16 protein-coding genes and 1 tRNA gene are annotated in these 24,081 nt (G+C 58.7%); 5 read left to right on the top strand and 12 right to left on the bottom strand.

The window, feature by feature from the left end:
* Window positions 1-8: 8 nt before the first annotated feature.
* The 5 genes from VZC39_RS11215 to VZC39_RS11195 form a co-directional block, all read right to left on the bottom strand.
* Entirely contained in the window at window positions 9-470 is a 462-nt protein-coding gene (locus VZC39_RS11215) for a tripartite tricarboxylate transporter TctB family protein (protein WP_349917930.1), read from the bottom strand.
* A gap of 45 nt (window positions 471-515) precedes the next feature.
* The gene (locus VZC39_RS11210) at window positions 516-1,481 is read right to left on the bottom strand and encodes a tripartite tricarboxylate transporter substrate binding protein (RefSeq protein WP_349917929.1); all 966 of its coding nucleotides are present in this window, start codon (window positions 1,479-1,481) and stop codon (window positions 516-518) included.
* Window positions 1,482-1,666: 185 nt separating this feature from the next.
* Window positions 1,667-3,202 (bottom strand): lytic transglycosylase F, encoded by a 1,536-nt coding sequence (locus VZC39_RS11205; RefSeq protein WP_349917928.1) that lies wholly within the window; start codon window positions 3,200-3,202, stop codon window positions 1,667-1,669.
* Window positions 3,203-3,380: 178 nt separating this feature from the next.
* Window positions 3,381-5,066: an aspartate:alanine antiporter gene (locus VZC39_RS11200; RefSeq protein WP_434662524.1), complete on the bottom strand. Its 1,686-nt coding sequence runs from the start codon at window positions 5,064-5,066 to the stop codon at window positions 3,381-3,383.
* Between the two features lie 774 nt (window positions 5,067-5,840).
* Window positions 5,841-5,916: transfer RNA gene (locus VZC39_RS11195), tRNA-Asn, on the bottom strand.
* Window positions 5,917-6,048: 132 nt separating this feature from the next.
* Here VZC39_RS11195 and uvrB point away from each other — a divergent pair.
* The 3 genes from uvrB (at window position 6,049) to VZC39_RS11180 (ending at window position 9,100) form a co-directional block, all read left to right on the top strand.
* Window positions 6,049-8,061: an excinuclease ABC subunit UvrB gene (gene uvrB / locus VZC39_RS11190; RefSeq protein WP_349917925.1), complete on the top strand. Its 2,013-nt coding sequence runs from the start codon at window positions 6,049-6,051 to the stop codon at window positions 8,059-8,061.
* Entirely contained in the window at window positions 8,058-8,315 is a 258-nt protein-coding gene (locus VZC39_RS11185) for a YkvA family protein (RefSeq protein WP_349917924.1), read from the top strand. Before uvrB ends, VZC39_RS11185 begins: the two co-directional genes overlap by 4 nt.
* 131 nt (window positions 8,316-8,446) lie before the next feature.
* Window positions 8,447-9,100 carry a DedA family protein gene (locus VZC39_RS11180; RefSeq protein WP_349917923.1) on the top strand — a complete coding sequence of 218 codons (654 nt, stop codon included), beginning with the start codon at window positions 8,447-8,449 and terminating at the stop codon, window positions 9,098-9,100.
* A 216-nt stretch (window positions 9,101-9,316) separates the two neighbouring features.
* Here VZC39_RS11180 and dsbB read toward each other — a convergent pair whose 3' ends face one another.
* Window positions 9,317-9,838 carry a disulfide bond formation protein DsbB gene (dsbB, locus tag VZC39_RS11175; protein WP_434662519.1) on the bottom strand — a complete coding sequence of 174 codons (522 nt, stop codon included), beginning with the start codon at window positions 9,836-9,838 and terminating at the stop codon, window positions 9,317-9,319.
* A gap of 85 nt (window positions 9,839-9,923) precedes the next feature.
* A complete protein-coding gene (gene nhaB, locus VZC39_RS11170) occupies window positions 9,924-11,498 on the bottom strand; it encodes a Na(+)/H(+) antiporter NhaB (protein ID WP_434662516.1) in 1,575 nt (524 codons plus the stop codon).
* Window positions 11,499-12,351: 853 nt separating this feature from the next.
* Here nhaB and fadR point away from each other — a divergent pair.
* Window positions 12,352-13,065: a fatty acid metabolism transcriptional regulator FadR gene (gene fadR, locus VZC39_RS11165; RefSeq protein WP_349917916.1), complete on the top strand. Its 714-nt coding sequence runs from the start codon at window positions 12,352-12,354 to the stop codon at window positions 13,063-13,065.
* A gap of 59 nt (window positions 13,066-13,124) precedes the next feature.
* On the opposite strand, the gene VZC39_RS11160 is transcribed toward fadR, so the two are convergent.
* The 4 genes from VZC39_RS11160 to VZC39_RS11145 form a co-directional block, all read right to left on the bottom strand.
* On the bottom strand, window positions 13,125-14,645 hold the full coding sequence (locus VZC39_RS11160) for a SpoVR family protein (protein ID WP_434662513.1): 1,521 nt from the start codon (window positions 14,643-14,645) through the stop codon (window positions 13,125-13,127).
* A gap of 10 nt (window positions 14,646-14,655) precedes the next feature.
* Window positions 14,656-15,927 (bottom strand): YeaH/YhbH family protein, encoded by a 1,272-nt coding sequence (locus VZC39_RS11155; protein ID WP_434662510.1) that lies wholly within the window; start codon window positions 15,925-15,927, stop codon window positions 14,656-14,658.
* A gap of 25 nt (window positions 15,928-15,952) precedes the next feature.
* Entirely contained in the window at window positions 15,953-17,875 is a 1,923-nt protein-coding gene (locus VZC39_RS11150; protein WP_100860939.1) for a PrkA family serine protein kinase, read from the bottom strand.
* Between the two features lie 558 nt (window positions 17,876-18,433).
* Window positions 18,434-20,356 (bottom strand): RecQ family ATP-dependent DNA helicase, encoded by a 1,923-nt coding sequence (locus VZC39_RS11145; RefSeq protein WP_434662505.1) that lies wholly within the window; start codon window positions 20,354-20,356, stop codon window positions 18,434-18,436.
* A gap of 340 nt (window positions 20,357-20,696) precedes the next feature.
* Between VZC39_RS11145 and sstT the strand changes: the two genes are divergently transcribed.
* Window positions 20,697-21,944, top strand: a complete 1,248-nt coding sequence (gene sstT / locus VZC39_RS11140) for a serine/threonine transporter SstT (RefSeq protein WP_349917904.1) — start codon at window positions 20,697-20,699, stop codon at window positions 21,942-21,944.
* Between the two features lie 722 nt (window positions 21,945-22,666).
* On the opposite strand, the gene VZC39_RS11135 is transcribed toward sstT, so the two are convergent.
* Window positions 22,667-23,962, bottom strand: a complete 1,296-nt coding sequence (locus VZC39_RS11135) for an HAAAP family serine/threonine permease (RefSeq protein WP_434662502.1) — start codon at window positions 23,960-23,962, stop codon at window positions 22,667-22,669.
* Window positions 23,963-24,081: the final 119 nt, after the last annotated feature.

The raw sequence follows: 24,081 nt of genomic DNA, 5'->3' as shown, positions 1-24,081 counted from the left end.
GGTTCTCCTTATCCCAGCAACTGGGTGAACAGCCGACCCGGCTCGAGGTAGACATTGAGCCCCTTGGTCAACAGGGCCCAGAAGATGAGAGTGAAGGGCAGGCTCACCTTGCAGGCGAAGGCGAGGCTGGGTTCACCCATCAGCCGGATCCCGGCGATGAGGAACAAGACGGTGGCGACCAAGAAACCGAGCCAGGTCAGGGCCACGCCATAGATGATCATCAGGATCAGAAAGGCGAACACCAGTCGCCAGTTGCCGGACTCTTTTTGCAGCCGCTCACCGCCGGGGGAGGCCATCAGCAGCAGGGAGAGCACGATGCCGACGCCGGCCAGGGCATAGGGCAGGGTGCTGGCGGTAAAGGGTTCATATTCGTCCCCCGGGTAGCCCGGGATCAGGGTGGCGTGATAGCCATAGGCGAGGGAGAGCAGCAAAAACAGCAGCCCCCCGAACCGTTCCTTGGTCAGGTGCATAATGATGACTCCAATGGGCGGGCCGGGCCCGCCACGGGGTTGGGGTTACTTGATGAAGCCGAGTTCGCGCATCAGGCCGCCGATCTCTTGCTCCTGGCTGTTGAGGAAGGCGACAAACTCGGGACCGGACTGATAGCTGTTGGTCCAGTTGTTGCGCGCCCGCACGGCTTCCCACTCCGGTTTGTCATACATCTGCTTGAGCAGGGTGGCGAATTCGGCGGATTTCTCGGCGCTCACACTGGGGGAGGCGAAGTAACCGCGCCAGTTGGCAAACACGGTCGGGTTGCCCTGCTCGCTGAAGGTGGGGATGTCTTTGGCATCCGGCATGCGCTCGGACGCCGTCATGCCGAGGATCCGCATCTGGCCGGACTTGACCGCTTCCATCGCCTCGCCAAAGCCGGTGGAGAGCACCTGGGTTTCTCCCGCCAGGACCGCGGCCATGGCGCTGCCGCCCGCATCATAGGCCACGTAGCGCAGCTTGCTGGCATCGGCCCCCGCATTCTTGAAGGTCATGGCGGCCACCAGGTGATCCAGGCTACCCCGGGCGGAGCCGCCTGCGATCTTCACCTTGGCGGGATTGGCTTCATAGGCCGCCAGCAGCTGGGGCCAGGTCTGATAGGGGGAGTCGAGCGGTACGGCCAGCGCCTGGTAGTCGGCGATGATGGCGGCGACCGGCGTGAGATCCCGGAAGGATTGTGGCAGCTCCTTGGAGAGGGATTTGACGATGATGGGGGTGGAGTTGACCATCAGGGTCTTGTCGGATTGCGCCGAGGTTTCGATCAGGTGGGCGATGGCCTTGGCGCCCCCCCCGGCGGAGATGTTCTGGAAGGAGGCGGTGGTGATGAGGCCGGATTTGGTCAGCGCCTCGCCGGTTCCCCGTGCCGTGTTGTCCCAGCCGCCGCCAGCGCCACCCGGGATCAGGAAGTGAATTTCGTCGATCTTGGCCTGCACGCCGAGGCTGGCGCCCAGCAGACAGCAGAGCAGGGTGCGCTTGAAGGTTCCTTGCAACATGGTGTTCTCCTTGTGATTGTTGCATGGAGGTTAATTAATCGTATCTGTCTGGAAAACAATCTGGCCGTAATGGCTATTAAGGCTGTTCTGCCCATTTTGTTCATTCTGGTCACGGCGGATGTGAGGAGTGAAAAAGAAGGCGGGGCCCTGTGGGCCCCGCCGTGGTGATCTGATGCCGGCGAGCATCAGGTTTTGCTGGCACCGGAAGGTTGTTCAGCCGACTTCTCCTTGCCCGGTGCCTGGAGGGCGTCGGTGGCCTGCTTCCTGAGGGCCATCTGCTCCATCACCAGCTTGTAGGCGATGTAGTACTTGTAGATGTTGCCCACATAGGTGACGGTCTCGGGCCCTATCTTCTCCGCCGCCACATACTCCACGTTGTGGAACCAGATGTTGGGATCCAGTCCCCGCTTCTTGGCCTCGGTGCGCAGCCGCGCCACCCGGGCCGGCCCCGCGTTGTAGGAGGCGAACGAGAAGAGCGCCTTGTCCAGCGCCGTCATGGGCTCATCCGCATAGTAGTGATCGATCATCCAGCGCATGTATTTGACGCCGCCGTGGATGTTGGGCTCCAGCTGGCGAATATCCCCCACCTTCAACCCCTTGCCGGTGGCGGGCATGATCTGCATGATGCCGATGGCCCCCACATGGCTGCGGGCCTTCTGGTTGAGGGCCGACTCCTGATAGCCCTGGGCTGCGACCAGCAGCCAGTCCACGTCGTATTTCTCGCCGTATTCACGAAACAGCTCGACCACCTGCAGGAACTTCTTGCGCTCGGCCTCGGCGGCGGCGCTCTTGACGAACTTGTTCTGCTTGAGATAGCGCGCCAGTATGGCTTCGCCGGTGGCTTTGCCTCGCAGGGCCTTGATCTGTTCGTTGAGCATGGCGAGCAGCTGGGTGTTCTCCTTGCGTACCCCCCAGGCGATGATGCCCCCGCTGCGGAACACCGGCTCTTCGTGGATCTGGATGGCCGGGAAGATCTTCTTCCAGAAACGGGCCTTGTGCTCATCCATCACGATGAAGGGCAGCAGGCCTGCGTTGACCATCTCCACCAGATCCTCGTCTTCCAGCACTTCGGAGGCGGGCCTGAGGTCGATGAGGGGTTCCCCCGCCGCCTTGCGGGCGGCGTTATAGGCCAGCAGGCTGTCGTAATAGCTGGACGAGGGCCTGACATAGACACTCTGTCCCCCGAGATCGGCGACGCTCTCCACCTTGGGAGACTGGGGGCCCGAGATGAGCAACTCGCGCACGTTTTCAATCAGGGGAGAGGAGAACTCCACCCCTTGCTGCTTGCGCTTGTCGGTGATGGTGAGGTTGGCGGCGGCGATGTCCCCCTTGCCTTCGAGCAGGGCGGGGATCAGGGCTTCACGAGCGACGGGGATGAAGACGAAGTGCACCTTGAGATTGCGCTTGATGGCTTTTTTCTTGCGGAGCTGTTCGTTGAGGCGCTTTTCCACCTGCATGAAGGCGTCGTAGGTGGCGCCCCGCTGTACTCCCTTGTAGATGAAGTAGCCGGTCTTGTTGTAGGTGGTCAGTACCCGGATGGCTCGTCGCTCCAGCATGGCATCCAGATCGCCCCGCATGGGTTTGGAGAGCTGGGCACTGTCAAACTCCAGGGCGCTTTTATCCGATCCCTCATCCGTGGTGGCTTGTTGGTCTGCTTCGGCACTCCAGACGGGGTTCAGGGAGCAGAACAGCCAGATCATGACAATCCATAAGCGTTTCATACGTACACCTCACTCGTTTTATAGAGTGTAAGCGGCGCACTGTGGGGGATTTAGCTTATTGGGTTTGATTGGAGGGGCGTCATAGCACGGTTTCCACTATTCAAATTGGCGGTAAGCAGCGCCGTGACGAAAAAAGGAGCCCTGAGGCTCCTTTTGATATGACGTCGGCTCGAAATCGCTAGAACCAGAAGCCGATGATGAAGGAGCCCGCCAGCGTCAGCAAGACGTTGGCTACCGCATAGGTGCCCGCATAGCCGAGCGCCGGGATGGAGCTGTTGGCGGCCTCGTTGACCACGTCCATGGCCGGAGCGCAGGTACGAGCCCCGGTGATGGCCCCGAGCAGCAGGGCCGGGTTCATCTTCAGTACCCAGACCCCGAACAGGTAGCCCACCAGCACCGGCAGGGTGGTGACCAGCATGCCGGAGAAGAGCACAACCATACCCACCTCGCTCAGGTGATCCAGGATGCCGCCACCGGCCTTGAGACCGGTGCTCACCATGAAGACGGCGAGACCGAGATCCTTGGCAAGGCGCAATGCTCCTGGCGGCACATAGCCCACCGTGGGGTGGTTGGCCCTGAGATAGCCCATCAGGATCCCCGCCAGCAACAGGCCGACCGCGTTGCCAAGGCCGAACTCTATCTGGCCGAACACCAGGGAGACGGAGCCGATGAGCAGGCCCAACACGAAGAAGGTCGCGAAGGCCACCAGATCCGTGGTTTGACTGTGAATGCTGATGAAGCCAATCTTGTTGGCCAGCAGTTTGACCCGCAGCTTCTCGCCGCTGATCTGCAGCACGTCACCCTTTTGCAGCATGATGTTGCGATCAAAGGGCATCTCTATCTGGGAGCGCACCACCCGGTTGAGGAAGCAGCCCTTCTCGGTGAGGTTGAGCTCCACCAGATGGCGGCCGACCACAGCGTCATTCTTCACGACGATCTCTTCGGTGACGATCTGCAGGTCCAGCAGGTTGCGGTCAAACACCTCCTTGCCGTTGCGATAGTTGACGTCCAGCTTCTCGTGGCTCTCGGGGTAGCCCACCAGTGCGATCTCGTCCCCTTCCTGGATCACCGCATCACCATCCGGGCTCGCCAGGATGCCGTTGCGGCGAATACGTTCCACATAACAGCCCGTGTGGGGATAGATGCCGGTCTCGCGCAGTGTGCGGCCGCCAATCCAGGCCGCAAGCTCGGGGCCGACGCGGTAGGCGCGGATGATGGGCAGGTAAGTCTTGCGGTTCTCGCTGTCGGAGAGTCCCCGCTCGCGGGCAATCTTCTGCGCCTCGGTGTTGAGATCCAGCCTTGCCAGGGAGGGCAGGTAGCGTACCACCAGCATCAGGCCCACCAGACCCACCAGATAGGTCAGGGCATAGCCGATCCCCATGTTGTCGAGCACGGATTGCATGTCGGTCTGGTGGGGCAGGTTGAGCAACCCGCTGCGCAGGGCGTCCTGGGCGCCGACCAGCGCCGGGGTCGAAGTGAGGGAGCCCGCCAGGATGCCGGCGGCCATGCCGGGGCCCAGGTTGAAGAACTTGGCGAGTCCCACGGTGAGCAGCAGGGCGCTCAGCAGGATCACCAGGGTCAGGGTGATGTAGTGGATGCCATCGCGCAGGAAGACACTGAAGAAGTGGGGCCCGGCTTCTATCCCCACGCAGAAGATGAACAGCATGAAGCCGACATTTTCGGTGGAGGTGGAGAACTGGAAGCCCATCTGGCCGAACAGCAGGGCGGTGAACAGTACCCCGATGGTGTTGCCTATCTGGAAATTACCGATGCGTACCTTGCCCAGCAGCAGGCCGAAGGCCAGTACCACGAACAGCAGCAGGGAGTCGCTTTGATGCAGCAGTGTCACGAAATCTATGGTCATGCCCGGAAGAACCGAGGAAAAAAGTGGGGCCGATATTGTGCCGGATCCCATGGCAAGAGAGAAGCGTCAAAGTGGTCTGGCAGGCAGTTAAGTGGGGGCTGATCGACCCGGGAGGGGTGAGGTGCGGATGCCAAGGGGGTCGCAGCGATATTTATCACTGCCCATCTCGCTGTCAATGAGTGATTTCTGCTGTCGGCGGGCCGAGGCTTTTGCCCCCTGTGGACAATTTATTACCTGCTGTTCAGCGGGTAGTGGCAGACGTTTTTCAGCATTTTTGACTGGTTGAAGAAAACCGGATCCCCCATGTGTCACCGATCTGGTTGGCGGGGGTGACCCATGGCATCTGGCATGGCGACACAAATGGGGCATCTGGGGATGTGCCGGGCCCTCAGAAACCCATTTAGGGGGGAGGAGAAAAACAGGAGAAAATGGGGATACGGGTCTTTGCGCTCGCCAAGCCGGTGGCGATTGCAGCTAACCTAGGCCCTGATTGGCTTTGACTCACTTACCCACAGAATCTGTGGATAACCCTGTTCATGAAACTTGGCAATCAGGCTGCAGGCCGCGCCAATGCTGGGGTGCAAGGGCTGTTCAAAAAATACCTACAGAAAAATATTACTATAAAAATCATATAGTTATACTCGACAGGAGAAAACGCTGTCGGCGATAAGAGGGGGATCAAAAGGGAGGATCGCCGAGAGGATCGGCTTGTGCATTAAAATTGGCAGAGGAAAGCACTAAAGTGGATAACTTGCACCGAGATGGTGAGGAGATTGGCTCCCCCGACTGGACTTGAACCAGTGACATACGGATTAACAGTCCGCCGTTCTACCGACTGAACTACGGGGGAACATCAGGCAAGGAGACGCACTATACAGAGCTCGCTTTTCCAGGTCAATAGTCGGTGGCTCTGGCGGAGTGGATACCCAGATATCCCAACTCGGGGTACACTTCTTTCTTGCTGTTTTTGCCGGGAGTCGTGATGAGCAAGTTATTTCAGTTGGCCAGCCAGTTTCAACCCGCAGGGGATCAGCCCGCGGCGATCGCCCGCCTGCTCGATGGCATCGAGTCGGGGCTCGCCCACCAGACGCTGCTCGGGGTAACCGGCTCGGGCAAGACCTTTACCATGGCCAACGTGATCGCCACCCTCAATCGCCCCACCATGATACTGGCGCCGAACAAGACCCTGGCCGCCCAGCTCTATGGAGAGATGAAGGAGTTCTTCCCAGAGAATTCTGTGGAGTATTTCGTCTCCTACTACGACTACTACCAGCCGGAAGCCTATGTGCCGACCACGGACACCTTCATCGAGAAGGATGCCTCCATCAATGATCACATCGAGCAGATGCGGCTGTCGGCCACCAAGGCGCTGCTGGAGCGGCGCGATGTGGTAATCGTCGCCTCCGTTTCGGCCATCTATGGCCTCGGAGACCCCCAAGCCTACCTCAGCATGATGCTGCACCTCAAAGTGGGGGATGTGATCAACCAGCGGGACATCCTGCGCCGCCTCGCCGAGCTGCAATATACCCGCAACGACGTGGCCTTCCAGCGTGGCACCTTCCGGGTGCGGGGAGAGGTGATCGACATCTATCCCGCCGAATCGGACAAGCTGGCCCTGCGGGTGGAGCTGTTTGACGAGGAAGTGGAGCGGCTTTCCCAGTTCGATCCCCTGACCGGCGCCATCGAGCAGACGGTGGTGCGCTACACCATTTATCCCAAGACGCACTATGCCACGCCGCGGGAGACCATCCTCGGGGCCATCGATCACATCAAGGAGGAGCTCAAGGGGCGTCGCGAGCAGTTGATGAGCCTGAACAAGCTGGTGGAGGAGCAACGCATCACCCAGCGTACCCAGTTCGACATCGAGATGATGCAGGAGCTGGGTTACTGCTCCGGCATCGAGAACTACAGCCGCTATCTGTCCGGACGCGCCCCCGGCGAGCCGCCGCCCACGCTGTTCGACTACCTGCCGGGGGACGGCCTGCTCATCATCGACGAGTCCCACGTGACCGTGCCCCAGATTGGCGCCATGTTCAAGGGTGACCGCTCGCGCAAGGAGACGCTGGTGGAGTACGGCTTCCGTCTCCCCTCGGCGCTGGACAACCGGCCGCTGAAGTTCGACGAATTTGAAGCCCTGATGCCCCAGACGGTGTTTGTCTCGGCGACTCCCGGCCCCTACGAGCTGGAGAAGTCCGGTGGCGACGTGGTGCAGCAGGTGGTGCGTCCGACCGGGTTGCTGGATCCCGAGATCGAGGTGCGCCCGGTCACCACCCAGGTGGACGATCTGCTCTCCGAAATCCGCTTGCGGGTCGCGGTGGAGGAGCGGGTGCTGGTCACGACGCTCACCAAGCGGATGGCGGAGGATCTGACCGAATATCTGGCGGATCACGACGTGCGGGTGCGCTACCTGCACTCGGACATCGATACCGTGGAGCGGGTGGAGATCATCCGGGATCTGCGTCTCGGCAAGTTCGATGTGCTGGTGGGCATCAACCTGCTGCGCGAAGGGCTCGACATGCCGGAGGTCTCCCTGGTCGCGATTCTGGATGCGGATAAAGAGGGCTTCCTGCGCTCCACCCGTTCTCTCATCCAGACCATAGGCCGGGCGGCCCGCAACCTCAACGGCAAGGTGATCCTCTACGGGGATACCATCACCAACTCCATGAAGGTGGCCATCGAGGAGACGGAGCGGCGCCGCGCCCTGCAGCATGCCCACAACCTCGAGCACGGCATCACGCCGAAGGGGCTCAACAAGTCGGTGGGGGATGTGATGGACATGGGGGGCAGCCGCACGGCGGGCAAATCGGCCAAGGGGGCTCGCAAGGCCGCCGAGCCGCAAGGGGAGTACCATGCCCGCTCCGCCAGCGAGATCAGCAAGGAGATCAAACGGATGGAAGAGCAGATGTTCCAGCACGCCCGGGATCTGGAGTTCGAGCAGGCCGCCGCCATGCGGGATCAGATCCAGCGGCTGCGCAGCGAGTTGATCGAGAGTTGAGCGGCAAACGCTGGCTCATCTGGCGGCGTCTGCGCCGCCTCTATTTCGGGTTTCGCCACCCTGCTACCCCCTGGTGGGCCAAGGGGCTGGTGATCCTCATCCTGCTCTATGGCATCAGCCCGGTGGATCTCATCCCCGACGTGGTGCCGCTGCTGGGCTGGCTCGATGACCTCAGCCTGTTGCTGGTGCTGATCTGGGGCTGGGAGTCCTGTCTGCCCGCTGAGGTCAGAAAGGGGCTGGACGCGCTGGAATAAACACTGTGCATCCATCTGCGTGTGAGATGACCATCAGGTTTATCAATCAGGATCTCCTGCCCCAGCTGTGGATTGTGACGTGCAGGGCATTGGCGTAGACTCCACGCCGTTCACTTCATGGGTAAGAAAAAATGGATCTGATCCTGTTTGCGATTGACTTTATTCTGCACGTCGACGTGCATCTGAAAGAGCTGTTTGAAAACTATGGCGTCTGGGTATACGCCATCCTGTTCCTCATCATCTTCTGTGAAACCGGCCTGGTGGTGACCCCCTTCCTGCCCGGGGATTCCCTGCTGTTTGCCGCCGGGGCGCTCACCGTGGGCAGTGCGCTGGATGTACACACCCTGGCCGCCGTGCTGATCGCCGCCGCCGTGCTTGGCAACGTGGTGAATTACACCATAGGGCACTTCTTCGGGGAGCAGCTGTTTCGCAATCCGGATTCGAAGATCTTTCGCCGCGACTACCTGGTGAAGACCCACGCCTTCTATGCCAAGCATGGTGGCAAGACCATCATCATCACCCGCTTCTTGCCCATAGTGCGCACCTTCGCCCCCTTCGTGGCGGGCATGGGAGCCATGACCTATCCGCGCTTCCTGGCCTTCAATCTGGTGGGGGGGCTGTTGTGGGTGCTCTCCTTCGTCTATGCCGGCCACTTCTTCGGCAACCTGCCTGTGGTGCGCCACAACTTCACCCTGCTCATCTTCGGCATCATCGGAGTCTCCTTGCTGCCCATGATCATCGGTATGGTGAAAGCCAGGCGCAGTGCGGGCAAGCCCGCCTCCTGATAGGTACAATCCCATAAAAAGAGGGAGCCACTGGCTCCCTCTTTTTATGGGGGTCGATCACCGGATCCGTTGCAGCAACGACCCTTGACCAGGTTGCTGACGGTCACTCCCACGAGCACCGGCTGGAAAGAAGGGTGGTGAAGGCGATGAACGATGACAATAGATGTGAAAAAGGGAGCCGGTGGCTCCCTTTTATATGGAGGGTCGATCACCGGATCAGTTGCAGCAACGTCCCTTGACCAGGTTGCCGACGGCGACCACCACGAACACCAGCAGATAGGCGGCGAAGATGGCGATCAGCCACTGGGGCATGGAGAAGCTCAGGAATTGCCAGGTGATCTCGCTGCAGTCCCCGTCCGGGAAGAAGAGCCAGGGGATCCATTGATCCAGTGGCGCCCAGCTCGGGAAGTCGACAAAGCCTTCGCACACGTTGAAGGGGGAGGGATTCAGCTGATAGTCCACATGTTTGAGTGCCAGTTTCAGACCCCAGAAGGCGCTGTAACCCCACAGCAGCAGGGCGCTCCAACGCAGATACCATTTCTGCGGGGAGACCATGCCGAGCAGACCGGCCGCGAGCACGCCAAAGATGGCGATCCGCTCGTAGATGCACATGACGCAGGGGTGCAGACCCAGCACATGCTGGAAGAAGAGGGCGCACAGCTCGAGGAACAGGGCTGAGGCCGCCAGCAGCCCCCATACCAGCCGATGGCTGGCAATACGGCGAAGGAATTCGATCATCTGATTGATCTCACAGAGAAAACAGTGGCTGAATTAGAGCAGAGCCGGATCCAAAAGAAAAGGGCCCCCAGGGGCCCTTTCATCATCAATGTGCCGCAGGCACCAGGGCGGGGGCCGCCCCTCCCTGCATCAACCAGCCAGCCTGATAAAACCACTCGGTGGCCGGGGCGAGCAGCTGTTCCACCGCGAAGAAACCCACCAATCCCAATACCAGGGTATAGGGCAGCGCCATCCACACCATGCGGCCATAGGAGAGGCGCAACAGGGGCGCCAGCGCCGAGGTCAGCATGAACAGGAAGGCGGCCTGACCATTGGGGGTCGCGACCGAAGGCAGGTTGGTGCCGGTGTTGATGGCCACCGCCAGCAGATCGAAATGCTCACGGCTGATGGCGCCATTGAGCAGGGCCGTCTTCACCTCGTTGATGTAAACGGTGCCGACGAAGACGTTGTCGCTCACCATGGAGAGCAGGCCGTTGGCGATATAGAAGAGGGCGAGCTGATCCTCGGGATTGGCGGCCAGTACCCACTGGATCACCGGTTTGAACAGTTGCTGATCGATGATCACCGCCACCACGCTGAAGAAGACGGTGAGCAGGGCGGTGAAGGGCAGAGCCTCATGGAAAGCTTTGCCGAGGGCATGCTCTTCGGTGATACCGGTGAAGGAGGTGGCCAGCACGATGACTGTCAGGCCGATGAGACCCACGGCCGCCAGGTGCAATGCCAACCCGGTGATGAGCCAGACGGCGATCAGCGCCTGGACGATGAGCTTGGCCTTCTCTTGCGGGGTACGCTGCGCATCTTCTTCCTGCTCGTACTCTTCCATGATGCGGCGCACCGGCTCGGGCAGCTTGGTGCCATAGCCAAACCAGCGGAATTTCTCCACCAGAATGCAGGTGAGTAGGCCGCAAATGAAGACGGGGATGGTGACCGGCGACATGCGGATGGCAAATTCACCGAAGTGCCAACCGGCCTGCTCGCCGATGATGAGGTTCTGGGGTTCCCCCACCAGCGTACAGACACCCCCGAGGGCGGTACCGATGGCGGCATGCATCATCAGGCTGCGCAGGAAGGCACGAAACTCGTTCAGATGTTGGCGGGTCAGTTCATCGATGCCTTCATCGTCATCGTGCAGATTGCTTGCCTCTTCCTTCGAGGCCACCTTGTGATAGATGGCGTAGAAGCCGGTGGCGACGCTGATCACCACGGCGATCACGGTCAACGCATCGAGGAAGGCTGACAGGAAGGCCGAGACCAGGCAAAAGGCGAGGGAGAGCAGGGTCTTGGAATGGATGCGCACCAGCATCTTGGTGAAGACATAGAGCAGCAGCTGCTTCATGAAGTAGATGCCTGCCACCATGAACACCAGCAGCAGCAGCACTTCGATATTGGCGACCAGCTCATGCTTGATCTGGTCGGCGGAGGTCATGCCGATCAACACAGCCTCGATGGCCAGCAGGCCGCCGGGTTGCAGTGGATAGCACTTGAGGGCCATGGCCAGAGTGAAGATGAATTCGACGACCAGCAGCCAGCCAGCCAGGAAGGGATCAATGTGGAAAACGATCGGATTGATCAGCAAAAACAAGACGATGGCAATTTTGTACCATTTAGGGGTATTGCCCAAAAAATTCCTTGCAAAAGCGTGCCCTAGGCTGATTGGCATAATGGTTGTTCTCTGTTCTGTTGTTGATATCTGCGTCTGTGCAGTCGAGCCAAGATGGCCCGAACATTTGGATAGTCACCTTTATCAAATTGATTGCACATGATTTTAATCAAATGAGCGCTAACTATAAATAACGTCGCAGTGCTTGCCCAGACGCGATGAGCATTAATCACCCTCATGGGGTGTTGATTGGCGCTGTTCATACACCCAAAGATGCCATATGGCTGCACATTGCATCCAATTACCGTCATCACGTGAGGGAATTGGCATCTTTATGTGTCTTTTATCTACTTATCCCTCATCGACAGGGGAGGGACGCCACTTAAATCAGATCTCGTGCGCGGGCTGGCGCACGACCGGCAGACGGCCTGTCGGGGACAGGGCGTCGGAGAGAAAGCATGCTTAGGGTATCTTGGTGCCTGGTCGCGCTGTCATTGACGGTCCTGGTGAATTTCGTGACGAGCAGTGCGGGGGAGTGCAGTGGGTATCGCATGGTGATGACCTCCTGGGATGTAAAGCCGGTGGATACTGTAGCGCGTCTGACTCGACCGATAATCCGCCAGTTATTCTCAACACTGTCTCGTTTTTTGAGCCAATGAGAGCTGCCGTATTGCTCGCTGTATCTCCGAGCCCATCAGGAAGGCCGGTGTCGGCGTGGTTGCATCAAGGAGGGCTTTCATCCCGGAGTGTTGTCTCGATCCATCATCAGAGGGATTTCAATTGAATAGCAAGATACATATTTTTAACAAAAACTTCCGGTTTATGTGAGCAGAGGACTGACCTTCTGCTTGCCTGCATGGTCGGCTTTGCTATTATTCGTGAGCCTTTTTACGTACTACAACAGAGTCACTACATGGTCATCAAAGCGCAAAGCCCCGCTGGGTTTGCCGAGGAATACATCATCGAGTCCATCTGGAACAATCGCTTTCCTCCTGGATCCATTCTGCCGGCGGAGCGTGAACTGTCCGAGTTGATTGGCGTGACTCGCACCACCTTGCGCGAAGTGCTGCAGCGTCTTGCCCGTGATGGTTGGCTCACCATCCAGCATGGCAAACCGACCAAGGTCAACAATTTCTGGGAAACCTCGGGCCTCAATATCCTGGAGACCCTGGCTCGCCTCGATCAGGACAAGGTACCGGACCTGGTTGCCCAGTTGCTGTCGGCCCGAACCAACATCTGCACCATCTTCATTCGTGGCGCCATCCGCAACAACCCGGAGCAGGCTGCCGAGATCCTGCGAGGCGCCGCTGAAGTCGAGAACACGGCTGAGGCCTATGCCGAGTTCGACTACCGGCTTCATCATCAGCTATCCTTTGCCTCCGGCAACCCCATTTACGCCTTGATCCTCAACGGTTTCAAAGGTTTGTACAGCCGGGTCGGACGTTACTACTTCTCCGACAAGCAGGCCCGCGAGACGGCAGATGCCTATTACAAGGTGCTGCTGGGCTTGGCCGAAACCAAGAACCATGACGCCGTATTCATGACGGTGCGTCAGTACGGGATCGAGTCCGGCAAGTTGTGGACTCGCCTGCGCCAGGATATGCCGAGCAACCTGTGCGACAACTGATGCTCGCAACATAAAAAAGCGCGCCTTTCGGCGCGTTTTTTTATGGCTGTATCCCGCAGTCAGGCGACTGTCTTGCGATCCGGGCAGCGCCCTATGATGTCCGCGGGCAGCTCCCCGTTATCCTGCTCCAGCACCACATCGAAACCCCACAGTTGATGCAAATGCTTGAGTACCTCATGACGGGATTCCCCAAGGGGTATCCGGTTGTGGGGCACATAGCGCAGGGTCAGGGATCTGTCTCCCTTCACCGCCACGTTGTAGACCTGAATGTTGGGTTCCAGGTTGCTCAGGTTGTATTGCGCCGACAGTGTGTTGCGAACCAATCGGTAGCCCTCTTCGTTATGAATGGCCGAGACCTTGAGGTAGTTCTTGAGGTCATCGTCATCGATGGCAAACAGCTTCATGTCCCGCATTACCTTGGGACTCAGAAACTGGCTGATGAAACTCTCGTCCTTGAAGTTCTGCATGGCGAAATGCAAGGTATCGACCCAGTTGGTACCTGCATAGTCCGGGAACCAGTATCTGTCCTCCTCGGTCGGGTGTTCGCAGATCCGACGCAGATCGGTAAACATGGCAAACCCCAGGGCGTAGGGGTTGATGCCTGAGTAGTAACGGCTGTTGTAGGGGGGTTGATAGACCACGTTGGTGTGGCTGTGCAGCACCTCCATCATGAAGCGATCGCTGATCTTCCCCTCGTCGTAGAGGTGATTGAGGATGGTGTAGTGCCAGAAGGTGGCCCATCCCTCGTTCATCACCTGGGTTTGTTTCTGCGGGTAGAAGTATTGACTAATTTTGCGCACTATTCGCACTATTTCACGCTGCCATGGCTCCAGCAGTGGTGCATTCTTCTCGATGAAGTAGAGAATGTTCTCCTGTGGCTCGGGGGGGTAGCGCCTGTCCTCGACCCCGGAGGCCTTGTGCTGCTTGGGCAGGGTGCGCCACAGCTCGTTGACCTGAGTCTGCAGGTAATCTTCCCGCGCCTTCTGGCGCCGCTTCTCTTCGGCGAGTGAAATCTTCTGGGGCCGCTTGTAGCGATCCACCCCGAAGTTCATCAGGGCGTGGCAGGAGTCGAGCAGCCGCTCGACCGCATCGATGCCGTGTTTCTCCTCGCACTCTGTGATGTAGTTCTTGGCAAACAACAGGTAGTCGATGATGGAAGAGGCGTCGCTCCAAGCTTTGAACAAATAGTTGTTCTTGAAAAAAGAGTTGTGGCCATAGCAGGCGTGGGCCATTACCAGGGCCTGCATCGGCATGGTGTTCTCCTCCATCAGGTAGGCGATGCAGGGATCCGAGTTGATGACGATCTCGTAGGCCAGCCCCATCTGACCGCGTTTGTAGTTGCGTTCGGTATGGATGAAGCGTTTGCCAAAGGACCAGTGCTGATAACCGATGGGCATGCCCACGCTGGAATAGGCATCCATCATCTGTTCGGCGGTGATCACCTCGATCTGGTTGGGGTAGGTATCCAGCCGATAGGACTTGGCCACCCGGGCTATCTCCTGGTGATAGGTCTCCAGCAGATCGAAGTTCCAGTCAGGACCATCGTCCAGGGGGGCTATTTTTCTCGCAGTTTCTACCATATGTGCTCCCTCAAGCCGCCTGCTTCTTGAACAGCTCCCGGAATACCGGATAGATGTCCTCTACCTTGCGAATGTGTTCCATCGCGAAGTGGGGGAATTGCTCGGCCACCGACTCGTATTCGTGCCATAGGGTCTGGTGGGCGCGGGTGGTAATCTCGATGTAGGAGTAGTAACGCACCCGCGGCATGATGTCGCGCAGCAGGATCTCCCGGCACTGGGGGGAATCATCCGCCCAGTTGTCCCCATCGGAGGCCTGCGCTGCGTAGATGTTCCACTGGTTGGCGGGGTAACGCTCGTTGATGATGTCGTTCATCATCTTGAGGGCGCTGGAGACGATGGTGCCGCCAGTCTCCTGGGAGTAGAAGAACTCGTGTTCGTCTACCTCCTTGGCCTGGGTATGGTGGCGAATGTAGACCACCTCCACATTCTTGTAAGTGCGGCTCAGGAACAGGTAGAGCAGGATATAGAAGCGTTTGGCCATCTCCTTGGTGGCCTGATCCATGGAGCCCGACACGTCCATCAGGCAGAACATCACCGCCTGGCTGGAGGGGACGGGCCGCTTGACGAAGTTGTTGAACTTGAGATCGAAGGTATCGATGAAGGGGACGGCCTCGATACGACGCTTGAGTTCCCGGATCTCCTTCTCGAGCTGCGCCATCTCGGCGAAGTGATCGTTGGGTTCACCGGCGAGCAGGGCAAGCCGCTCTTCCAGTTCGCGCAGCTGTCGTTTCTTGCCCGCCTGCAAGGCCATGCGCCTGGCCAAGGAGTTCTGCAGTGAGCGGACTACGTTGATATTCGCCGGCACCCCGTTGGAGGTGTAGCCAGCCCGATAGGTTTTCATCTCCATCAGCTGGTTGAGCTGGGTTTTCTGCAAGCGGGGCAGCTCCAGATCTTCAAACAGCAGGTCCAGATACTCATCCTTGGAGATCTGGAACACGAAATCATCCGCGCCTTCCCCTTGATCCGAAGCCTGGCCTTCACCACTCCCCTGACCACCACCTCCTCCCTTGGGGCGGTCAATCTTGTCGCCAGAAATGAATTGATCGTTGCCAGGATGGACCATCTCCCGTTTGCCGCCCTGACCTTGATGGAAGTGGGGTTCACCGATGTCCTTGGTCGGGATACTGATGCTCTCGCCCTTGTCCACGTCCTGAATGCTGCGCTTGGAGACAGCATCCGAGACCGCTTGTTTGATCTGCTTCTTGTAGCGGCGGATGAAGCGCTGCCGATTGACAGCGCTTTTGTTTTTGCCGTTGAGCCTGCGGTCGATAAAATGCGCCATAACTCCCCCTTGAACCACGGCAGGGTCAGGATGACTTGCGTACCCTGAGATACCATTCGGAGAGCAGCCGCACCTGCTTGCGGGTGTAGCCCTTCTCCATCATCCGCTCTACAAAGTTGTCGTGCTTCTTCTGTTCTTCGGCCGACGTCTTGCTGTTGAAGGAGATAACCGGCAGCAGCTCCTCAGTGTTGGAGAACATCTTTTTCTCGATCACGGTGCGCAGCTTCTCGTAGCTGGTCCAGTTGGGATTGCGACCCGCGTTGTTGGCCCGGGCCCGCAGCACGAAGTTGACGATTTCGTTGCGAAAATCCTTCGGATTGCTGATCCCCGCCGGTTTCTCGATCTTTTCCAACTCGCTGTTTAGGGAGGCCCTGTCAAACAGCTGGCCTGTCTCCGGGTCACGGTACTCCTGATCCTGGATCCAGAAGTCGGCATAGGTGACGTAGCGATCGAAGATGTTCTGCCCGTACTCCGAGTAGGACTCGAGGTAGGCGGTCTGGATCTCCTTACCGATGAACTCGACATAGCGCGGGGTCAGATAACCCTTGATGAACTCCAGATAGCGATCATGCAGCTCCTGCGGGAATTGCTCGCGCTCTATCTGTTGCTCCAGTACATAGAAGAGGTGCACCGGGTTGGCGGCCACTTCCGCATGATCGAAGTTGAACACCCGGGAGAGGATCTTGAACGCGAAGCGGGTTGACAGACCATTCATGCCCTCGTCCACGCCAGCGTAGTCGCGATATTCCTGATAGCTCTTGGCCTTGGGATCCGTGTCTTTGAGGCTCTCGCCGTCATAGACCCGCATCTTGGAGTAGAGGCTGGAGTTTTCCGGCTCTTTCAATCGGGACAGCACGGAGAATTGACCCAGCAGCTCCAGAGTGCCCGGGGCGCACTTGGCATCGGTCAGCTCGCTGTTGAACAAGAGTTTCTCATAGATCTTCACCTCTTCCGAGACGCGCAGGCAATAAGGCACCTTGACGATGTAGACCCGGTCGAGGAAGGCTTCGTTGTTCTTGTTGTTGCGGAATTGCTGCCATTCAGACTCGTTGGAGTGAGCCAGCAATATGCCGTCGAAGGGCAGGGCAGAGAGGCCTTCGGTGCCGTTGTAGTTGCCCTCCTGGGTGGCGGTCAGCAGGGGGTGCAACACCTTGATGGGGGCCTTGAACATCTCCACGAACTCCATCATCCCCTGGTTTGCCTTGCAGAGCGCCCCCGAGTAGGAGTAGGCATCGGCATCATCCTGGGCGTAATGTTCCAGCATGCGGATATCGACCTTGCCCACCAGAGAGGAGATGTCCTGGTTGTTGTCATCGCCGGGCTCGGTCTTGGCGATGGCAATCTGATCGAGGATGGAGGGGTTGACCTTCTCCACCTTGAACTTGGTGATGTCTCCGCCAAACTCGTGCAGCCGTTTGGCCGCCCAGGGCGACATGATGGGACGCAGATAACGGCGCGGGATGCCGTACTCTTTTTCCAGGATCTCGCCATCTTCCTCGATGTCGAACAGGCAGAAGGGGTGATCGTTGACCGGTGAGCCCTTGATGCGATAGATGGGCACTTTCTGCATCAGAGATTTCAGCTTCTCGGCGAGGGACGACTTGCCGCCGCCGACAGGGCCGAGCAGATAAAGAATTTGCTTCTTCTCCTCGAGCCCCTGGGCCGAGTGTTTGAGGTAGGAGACTATCTGTTCGATGGCCTCTTCCATGCCGTAGAAGTCTTTGAAGGCGGGATAGCGTGCGACGACGCGATTGGAAAACAGGCGGCTGAGGCGCGGATTGACCGAGGTGTCGATCATTTCCGGCTCGCCAATGGCAACCAGCAGCCGCTCGGCGGCGGAGGCGTAGCAGGATTTGTCCTGTTTGCACATATCCAGGAACTCCTGGATGCTGTACTCCTCCTCTCTGGCTTTCTCATACCGCTGTTGATAGTGCTCGAAGATGCCCATAAATTAGCCCTCGATTTAGTCGCTTACCCTGAAAAGAGTGGATCACTACTTTTGTTCTGTTTACCTCTTAAGCCTAGTCAACAGCCCCCAGTAATCCATCAACATCATTGGTTTAAGTTTACAAGGAAGCTTCCCGATCCTGATGTGGGAAGGAGCAGCCAGTGTTCTTTGTATGTTACTGACTGTTAAATTATTTCTGCCATGACAGTGAGGTAAATGTCAAAGACATAAAAAATAAATATTTATATGGCAGGGACAGAAAACGAGACCCTGTGATGTGGAGAAACCGCAGGCCAGATGGCGCAAGGGAGACGAGGGAATTGGCAGTGAAATGGTATTGCGTTTACGTCAACGTAATGTCGTTTGTTTGGTGCTTAAGCTCTAATTTTTACATTGACGCTACATTCTGGCTGCACTAGATTGGCCCTGTGTCGAGCAGTCATCGCTTTAGCAAGAGAGCGGGTGATTGTGCAGATACTAAGCTCTGTTTAAGCACGTTTCCGTTGGCTTGACCCTCGCATCCGCGAGGGTCTTATTTTTTGGCGCCCGGTAACATCCTTAGAAAATAGCGGGGTAGGCTCGTGATACCGCCGTCAGCACATCGGCGAAGGGATGGGTTGCCAATTGGCCAAAACCCGCCAAGTTCTTTGCCTTGACGCGGGTGGAGAGCGGGGTGGCGATGCCGCACAGGAAGCGGGTCAGCACGCGGGGATCCTGGCTCTTGCCTAGGGCGACAAAGGGATCGCACCAGGCACGCAGACCATGCTCATTAGGCAGGGGCTGGCTTGGCAGCACTGGCAGGTTGGCAATCTCCCCCCGACAGACGGAGCAGTGCCCGCAATGGGTGGGTGCCTGCTGGTCGGCAAAATAGCTGGCCAACTCGTGGCTCAGGCATCGGGTTGAGGTAAAGAAGGCCAACAGCGCCTGCAACCTGGCCAATTCACTCTGCTCTTTTTGCGTGAACAGGTCGTGCAGCCGTGCGGCCAAGGGCTCGATGGCAAGATCCTGGCGCAATACCCGATACACTTCCGTCATCTGTTTGCTCTCGAGCTCGATCCAGCCCTGTTGCTGCAGATAATCCAGCGCCGCCGCCGCGCGGTGCCGCTCGCCCTGATACCCCTGCCAGAGCGCCTCGAAGTCCATGGTGCACCAACTGCGAGCCTGGGGGGCACAGGCAAAAAGCTGCTCCAGAAACTGGCGGCGTTCGGGATTGAAACGAGCCAGGATCTCCCCCTTGTCCAGCACGAACTTGAAGCGATATTCGGCGAAATAGCTGTAGGCCGGCGCAATGACCCCCTCCATTTCCAGATAGACCAGCAGGGTCTTGAGGGGCAGTTGGCGAATATTGGTATCGTTGGAGAGCCGCAGCAGACCAAACTCCCACTCACTGCCACTTTGTTGCACAGTCCTGAGCAGCGCCAGTATGGCTGATCTGTCCGGGGTATCCCCATAGACGAAGTTCTCCAGCACCGGCAACTGGGCGCGATTGGCCAGCACGACGCAGCGGGAGGGCAGACCATCACGGCCGGCGCGGCCTATCTCCTGGCTGTAGTTCTCGATGGATTTGGGCAGATCGTAATGAATGACCCGGCGGATATCGGCCTTGTCGATGCCCATGCCGAAGGCGATGGTGGCGACGATGCAATCCTGTTTGCCCGCCATGAAGTCATGCTGGATCCGGCTACGCACATCGCTATCGAGCCCGGCATGATAGGCGCAGGCCCTGATGCCTGCCCGCTGCAAGCGCTCGGCACACTGCTGCGCACTGTGCTGCAGGGTGACATAGACGATGGTGGGCGCCGCGGGCTCCTTCAGGATCTCGGCAATCAGCCACTCATCGCGCGCCTCGGGAGGCAGGGGAACGACGGCCAGATCCAGGTTGGAACGATAAAAGCCGGTCACCACCAGGTCTTCCTTATCTATGCCGAACTTGGCCTGCATGTCCGCCATGACCGCCGGAGTGGCGGTAGCGGTGAGCAGCAACACCTGGGGGATGGCGAGCTCGCGGCGATGACTCGGCAGCTTCAGATAGTCCGGGCGAAAGTTGTGGCCCCACTCCGAGATGCAGTGCGCCTCATCTACCACCAGCATCGAGATCGGCACCCCGGCGATAAAGCGGCGAAAGCGTTCGTTCTTGAGGCGCTCCACCGAGATCATCAGGATCTTCAACTGGCCATCGCTGGTCTGCTGCATCACTCGTCGACTCTCTTCCGCCGTCAGGCTCGAATCCAGGCTGGCAGCGGCTATGCCCTTGCTCTTCAAAAAGGCGAGTTGATCGTGCATCAGGGCGATCAGCGGCGAGATCACCAGGGTCAGGTGGGGCAGGGCGAGGGCGGGCAATTGATAGCAGAGGGATTTGCCCGCGCCGGTCGGGAAGATGGCGGCCGCGCTCTTGCCCGCCAACAGGCGGCTGATCACCGCCTCCTGACCGGGTCTTAACCGATCAAAACCGAAGTGACGGGTCAACAGGGAGGGGATCATGGCAAGGCTCCAGCACGAACAAAGAGCGGCATCATACCACCCTTGAGGGTCGGCGGGCCGACCAAGGGACTGGAGTGGCGCTATTTTGACCGACGTTGATATTGTGTTATCGCTTTGTTGTAGATTTTTTGTGAGGTAACCCTGATATTTTTCAGTGATTATGTGGAAAAAACCGATGACAGATGGGATATTCGTTGCCGCAGTCCCGCGCGTACTGGACAGGTCCAGAAGAAGACTTGCCAGGACAGACCACGCCGGTGAGAGACCGGGGTGACGGCGTGCGGGAGATTGCAAACAGGACTCATGATTCAAGCACCCAAGCGTGCACAGGGACTATTTGATGACACAACAACACCCCCTCATAAGACTGGTCAACAGCACCAGTCTGGTTAGCCAGATCCTGGTCGGTCTGGTACTCGGTATCTTCCTCGCCATGTTCATGCCGGAATGGGCAAAGGCAGCGGGCCTGCTTGGCAGCCTGTTCGTCGGTGCACTGAAGGCGGTCGCGCCGCTGCTGGTATTCGTACTGGTCATGGCGGCGATCATCGGTCACAAACAGGGCCAGAAGACCAGCATTCGCCCGCTGCTGGCACTCTATCTGTTTGGCACCTTCGCCGCCGCCGTGGTCGCGGTGCTGGCGAGCTTCCTGTTCCCCTCCAACCTGCATCTGGTGGCGAACAGTGCCGAGATCACGCCCCCTGGCGGCATCACCGAGGTGCTGCAGACCCTGCTGTTCAACGTGGTGACCAACCCGGTGAAGGCGCTGATGGATGCCAACTACATCGGCATTCTGGCCTGGGCCATCGGCCTTGGCATCGCCATGCGCCATGCCAATGAGAGTACCAAGGCGCTGATCACCGACTTGTCTCACGGGGTCTCCACCATCGTCAAGGCGGTGATCCGCTGCGCCCCCCTCGGCATCCTGGGTCTGGTCGCTTCCACTTTGGCCGAGACCGGCTTCGGTGCCCTGCTCGGTTACGCCCAGCTGCTGGTGGTGCTGATCGGTTGCATGCTGTTCATCGCCTTCGTGGTCAACCCGCTCATCGTGTTCTGGAAGATCAAGCGCAATCCCTATCCGCTGGTGCTGACCTGCTTGAAAGAGAGTGGCGTGACCGCCTTCTTCACCCGCAGCTCCGCCGCCAACATCCCGGTCAACATGGCCCTGTGCGAGAAGCTGCGTCTGCCGGAAGACACCTATGCGGTCTCCATCCCGCTGGGCGCCACCATCAACATGGCCGGTGCTGCCATCACCATTACCGTGCTCTCCATGGCAGCGGTACATACCTTGGGGATGGAAGTGGATCTGGCCACCGCCATTCTGCTCTCCGTGGTCGCCACCATCAGTGCCTGTGGTGCCTCCGGTGTGGCTGGCGGCTCCCTGCTGTTGATCCCGCTGGCGTGCAGCCTGTTTGGCATCAGCAACGACATCGCCATGCAAGTCGTGGCCGTGGGCTTCATCATCGGCGTGCTGCAAGACTCCGCCGAGACGGCCCTCAACAGCTCCACCGACGTGCTGTTCACCGCTGCTGCCTGCATGGCCGAAGATGAGACCCTGCTGGACGCCGCGCCCCTGTCGCGCGAAGCCTGATAACCAAAGGCTTGATAACGAAAGCCTGATAACAAGGCATCAAGCCTGCGAAAACGCCCTCCTGTGAGGGCGTTTTTTATGCCTGTGATCAAGATCCTAATGTTCTCTCGAACGTCCAGTCCCAAGGGGGCTGGGTCATAGCGCCGTGCCGGTCTGAGCTGGCATCGGGGAAATGGCCCTTCACCCTCGCCATTGCTGCAAACTCACTCAATCCCTCAATCATCATCCCAAACCTTGTCTTGCCAGGCTTCGCAGCCGCTTCGCACCGGGCACATGCGGCTGCGCATGGGCTGGTTGTTATCTCCGATGAGCAGGACGCAGGACGGGATGGGAAGGATCGCCAAAGAAGAAGGAGGCAGAGGGCGTTTGCGTTGCAAGACGCCGCTTGTCGGCATCAGGAGGTGAACCCACCCCTAGGGAGGAGAGGCGAGTGCGTGGCGTAACGGTCTGTCATCGGCAGGCAGCCGCGCTGACGCTGTGGAAAGGGACTTGCATCGTGCACCAGTGAACCAGTGAACCAGTGAACCAGTGAACGAAGGTAGCGCCCAAGGTGCACCGAACCCGCTCAGTGGCGGCAATGAGCGAAGAAAGGGGGCGGGGCCTTGGGCCATGCCCCAGCCCTCGATTGCCAGTCTTTCCCTCCACACAGCGTCCACAAAAAGCGCCCATAAAAAATGCCCGCCAGGGTTGGCGGGCATGGATGGGTCAATAGACCGCGGTTATCAGAACAGCTGGTACAGGATGGCGGAGATGGCAATCAGGCCCATGGTCGCCACGAAGACGTTGCTGATCTGGCCCTGATATTTCGCCATGGCCGGTACGCGCTTGATGGCGTACATCGGCATCAGGAACAGGATGGTCGCGATGATGGGGCCACCCAGGGATTCGATCATGCCGAGGATGGAGGGGTTGATCACGGCCACTGCCCACAGGGTCAGGATGAAGAAGGCGATGATGAACAGCTCGACCTTCTTGGTGTTCGGGGTCTTGCCGGACTTGCGCATGTTCTGGACGATCATGCCCTTCAGGCCTTCACGGGCACCCAGGTAGTGACCGAAGAAGGAGGAGACGATGGCCACGAAGGCAACCAGAGGACCGAAGTAGGAGATGATCGGGCTCGCATGCTGGTTGGCCAGGTAGGAGAGCACGGCGATGTTCTGGGACTTGGCTTCTGCCAGTTGGGCCGGTGTCAGGCTCATCACGCAGGAGAAGACGAAGAACATCACGAAACCCAGCAGGATCATGGCGGTGCGCTTCAAGATGGCGTCGGACTTGGCAACGGCGTTGTCACCATAGTCGCGGCGCTGGGCCAGGGCGAAGCTGGAGATGGCCGGGCTGTGGTTGAAGGAGAACACCAGCACCGGAATGGTCAGCCACAAGGTGGTGGCGAAATCCTTGGCGGACGGCACCTGGGAGAGGGCCGCACCGGTCCAGTCCGGGATGAGGTAGAGGGAGATGCCCGCCAGGATGGCGATGAGCGGGTACACCAGGAACTCGGTGACCTTGAGCATCAGCTTTTCACCGGCCAGCATGACCGACATCATGCCCATGATGAGCACGATGGAGAGGATCCAGCGCGGCGGTGCAGTCATCTGCAACTGGTTCACCATGAAGCTCTCGACCGTGTTGGTGATGCCCACGCCGTAGATCAGCACGATGGGGTAGATGGCGAAGAAGTAGAGCAGGGTGATCAATTTGCCTGCGCCGATCCCGAAGTGCTCTTCTACCACCTGGGTGATGTCGGCGCCGGGATTCTTGGAAGACAGCACGAAGCGGGCCAGCCCGCGGTGAGCCAGGTAAGTCATGGGACCGACCAGCAGTGCCATGACCACCAGTGGCCAGAAGCCGCCCATGCCAGCGTTGATCGGCAGGAACAGGATGCCCGCGCCGACGGCGGTCCCAAACAGACTGATCACCCAGGTGGTGTCCTGCTTGTTCCAACTGCGCGCTTGCAGCGGCTGCGTTCCTTGCGTTTGTGTGGTCGCGGCGTCTTGCGCGCCGGTGACAGTATTAGACATGTGTCTCACCCCGAATGTGTGTTTTGTTGAGTCGGCGCAAGAATACTTTCTTTTTAATCAAAAATGTTGATCAAATTCACCTTTGTTGAGCCGGAACCCCTACTTTCTTATGGAAATGT

The sequence above is a fragment of the Aeromonas sp. NJAU223 genome (genome assembly GCF_051125555.1).
Lineage (GTDB): Bacteria > Pseudomonadota > Gammaproteobacteria > Enterobacterales > Aeromonadaceae > Aeromonas > Aeromonas veronii_G.
Note: the sequence above shows the minus strand (reverse complement) of the source record. Positions and strands in the feature narration are given on the sequence as shown.

What these genes read in the sequence shown, in the direction of transcription:
- VZC39_RS11215 (WP_349917930.1), bottom strand. Translation starts at nt 470, where the DNA reads ATGCACCTGACCAAGGAACGGTTCGGGGGGCTGCTGTTTTTGCTGCTC.
- VZC39_RS11210 (WP_349917929.1), bottom strand. Translation starts at nt 1,481, where the DNA reads ATGTTGCAAGGAACCTTCAAGCGCACCCTGCTCTGCTGTCTGCTGGGC.
- VZC39_RS11205 (WP_349917928.1), bottom strand. Translation starts at nt 3,202, where the DNA reads ATGAAACGCTTATGGATTGTCATGATCTGGCTGTTCTGCTCCCTGAAC.
- VZC39_RS11200 (WP_434662524.1), bottom strand. Translation starts at nt 5,066, where the DNA reads ATGACCATAGATTTCGTGACACTGCTGCATCAAAGCGACTCCCTGCTG.
- uvrB (WP_349917925.1), top strand. Translation starts at nt 6,049, where the DNA reads ATGAGCAAGTTATTTCAGTTGGCCAGCCAGTTTCAACCCGCAGGGGAT.
- VZC39_RS11180 (WP_349917923.1), top strand. Translation starts at nt 8,447, where the DNA reads ATGGATCTGATCCTGTTTGCGATTGACTTTATTCTGCACGTCGACGTG.
- dsbB (WP_434662519.1), bottom strand. Translation starts at nt 9,838, where the DNA reads ATGATCGAATTCCTTCGCCGTATTGCCAGCCATCGGCTGGTATGGGGG.
- nhaB (WP_434662516.1), bottom strand. Translation starts at nt 11,498, where the DNA reads ATGCCAATCAGCCTAGGGCACGCTTTTGCAAGGAATTTTTTGGGCAAT.
- fadR (WP_349917916.1), top strand. Translation starts at nt 12,352, where the DNA reads ATGGTCATCAAAGCGCAAAGCCCCGCTGGGTTTGCCGAGGAATACATC.
- VZC39_RS11160 (WP_434662513.1), bottom strand. Translation starts at nt 14,645, where the DNA reads ATGGTAGAAACTGCGAGAAAAATAGCCCCCCTGGACGATGGTCCTGAC.
- VZC39_RS11155 (WP_434662510.1), bottom strand. Translation starts at nt 15,927, where the DNA reads ATGGCGCATTTTATCGACCGCAGGCTCAACGGCAAAAACAAAAGCGCT.
- VZC39_RS11150 (WP_100860939.1), bottom strand. Translation starts at nt 17,875, where the DNA reads ATGGGCATCTTCGAGCACTATCAACAGCGGTATGAGAAAGCCAGAGAG.
- VZC39_RS11145 (WP_434662505.1), bottom strand. Translation starts at nt 20,356, where the DNA reads ATGATCCCCTCCCTGTTGACCCGTCACTTCGGTTTTGATCGGTTAAGA.
- sstT (WP_349917904.1), top strand. Translation starts at nt 20,697, where the DNA reads ATGACACAACAACACCCCCTCATAAGACTGGTCAACAGCACCAGTCTG.
- VZC39_RS11135 (WP_434662502.1), bottom strand. Translation starts at nt 23,962, where the DNA reads ATGTCTAATACTGTCACCGGCGCGCAAGACGCCGCGACCACACAAACG.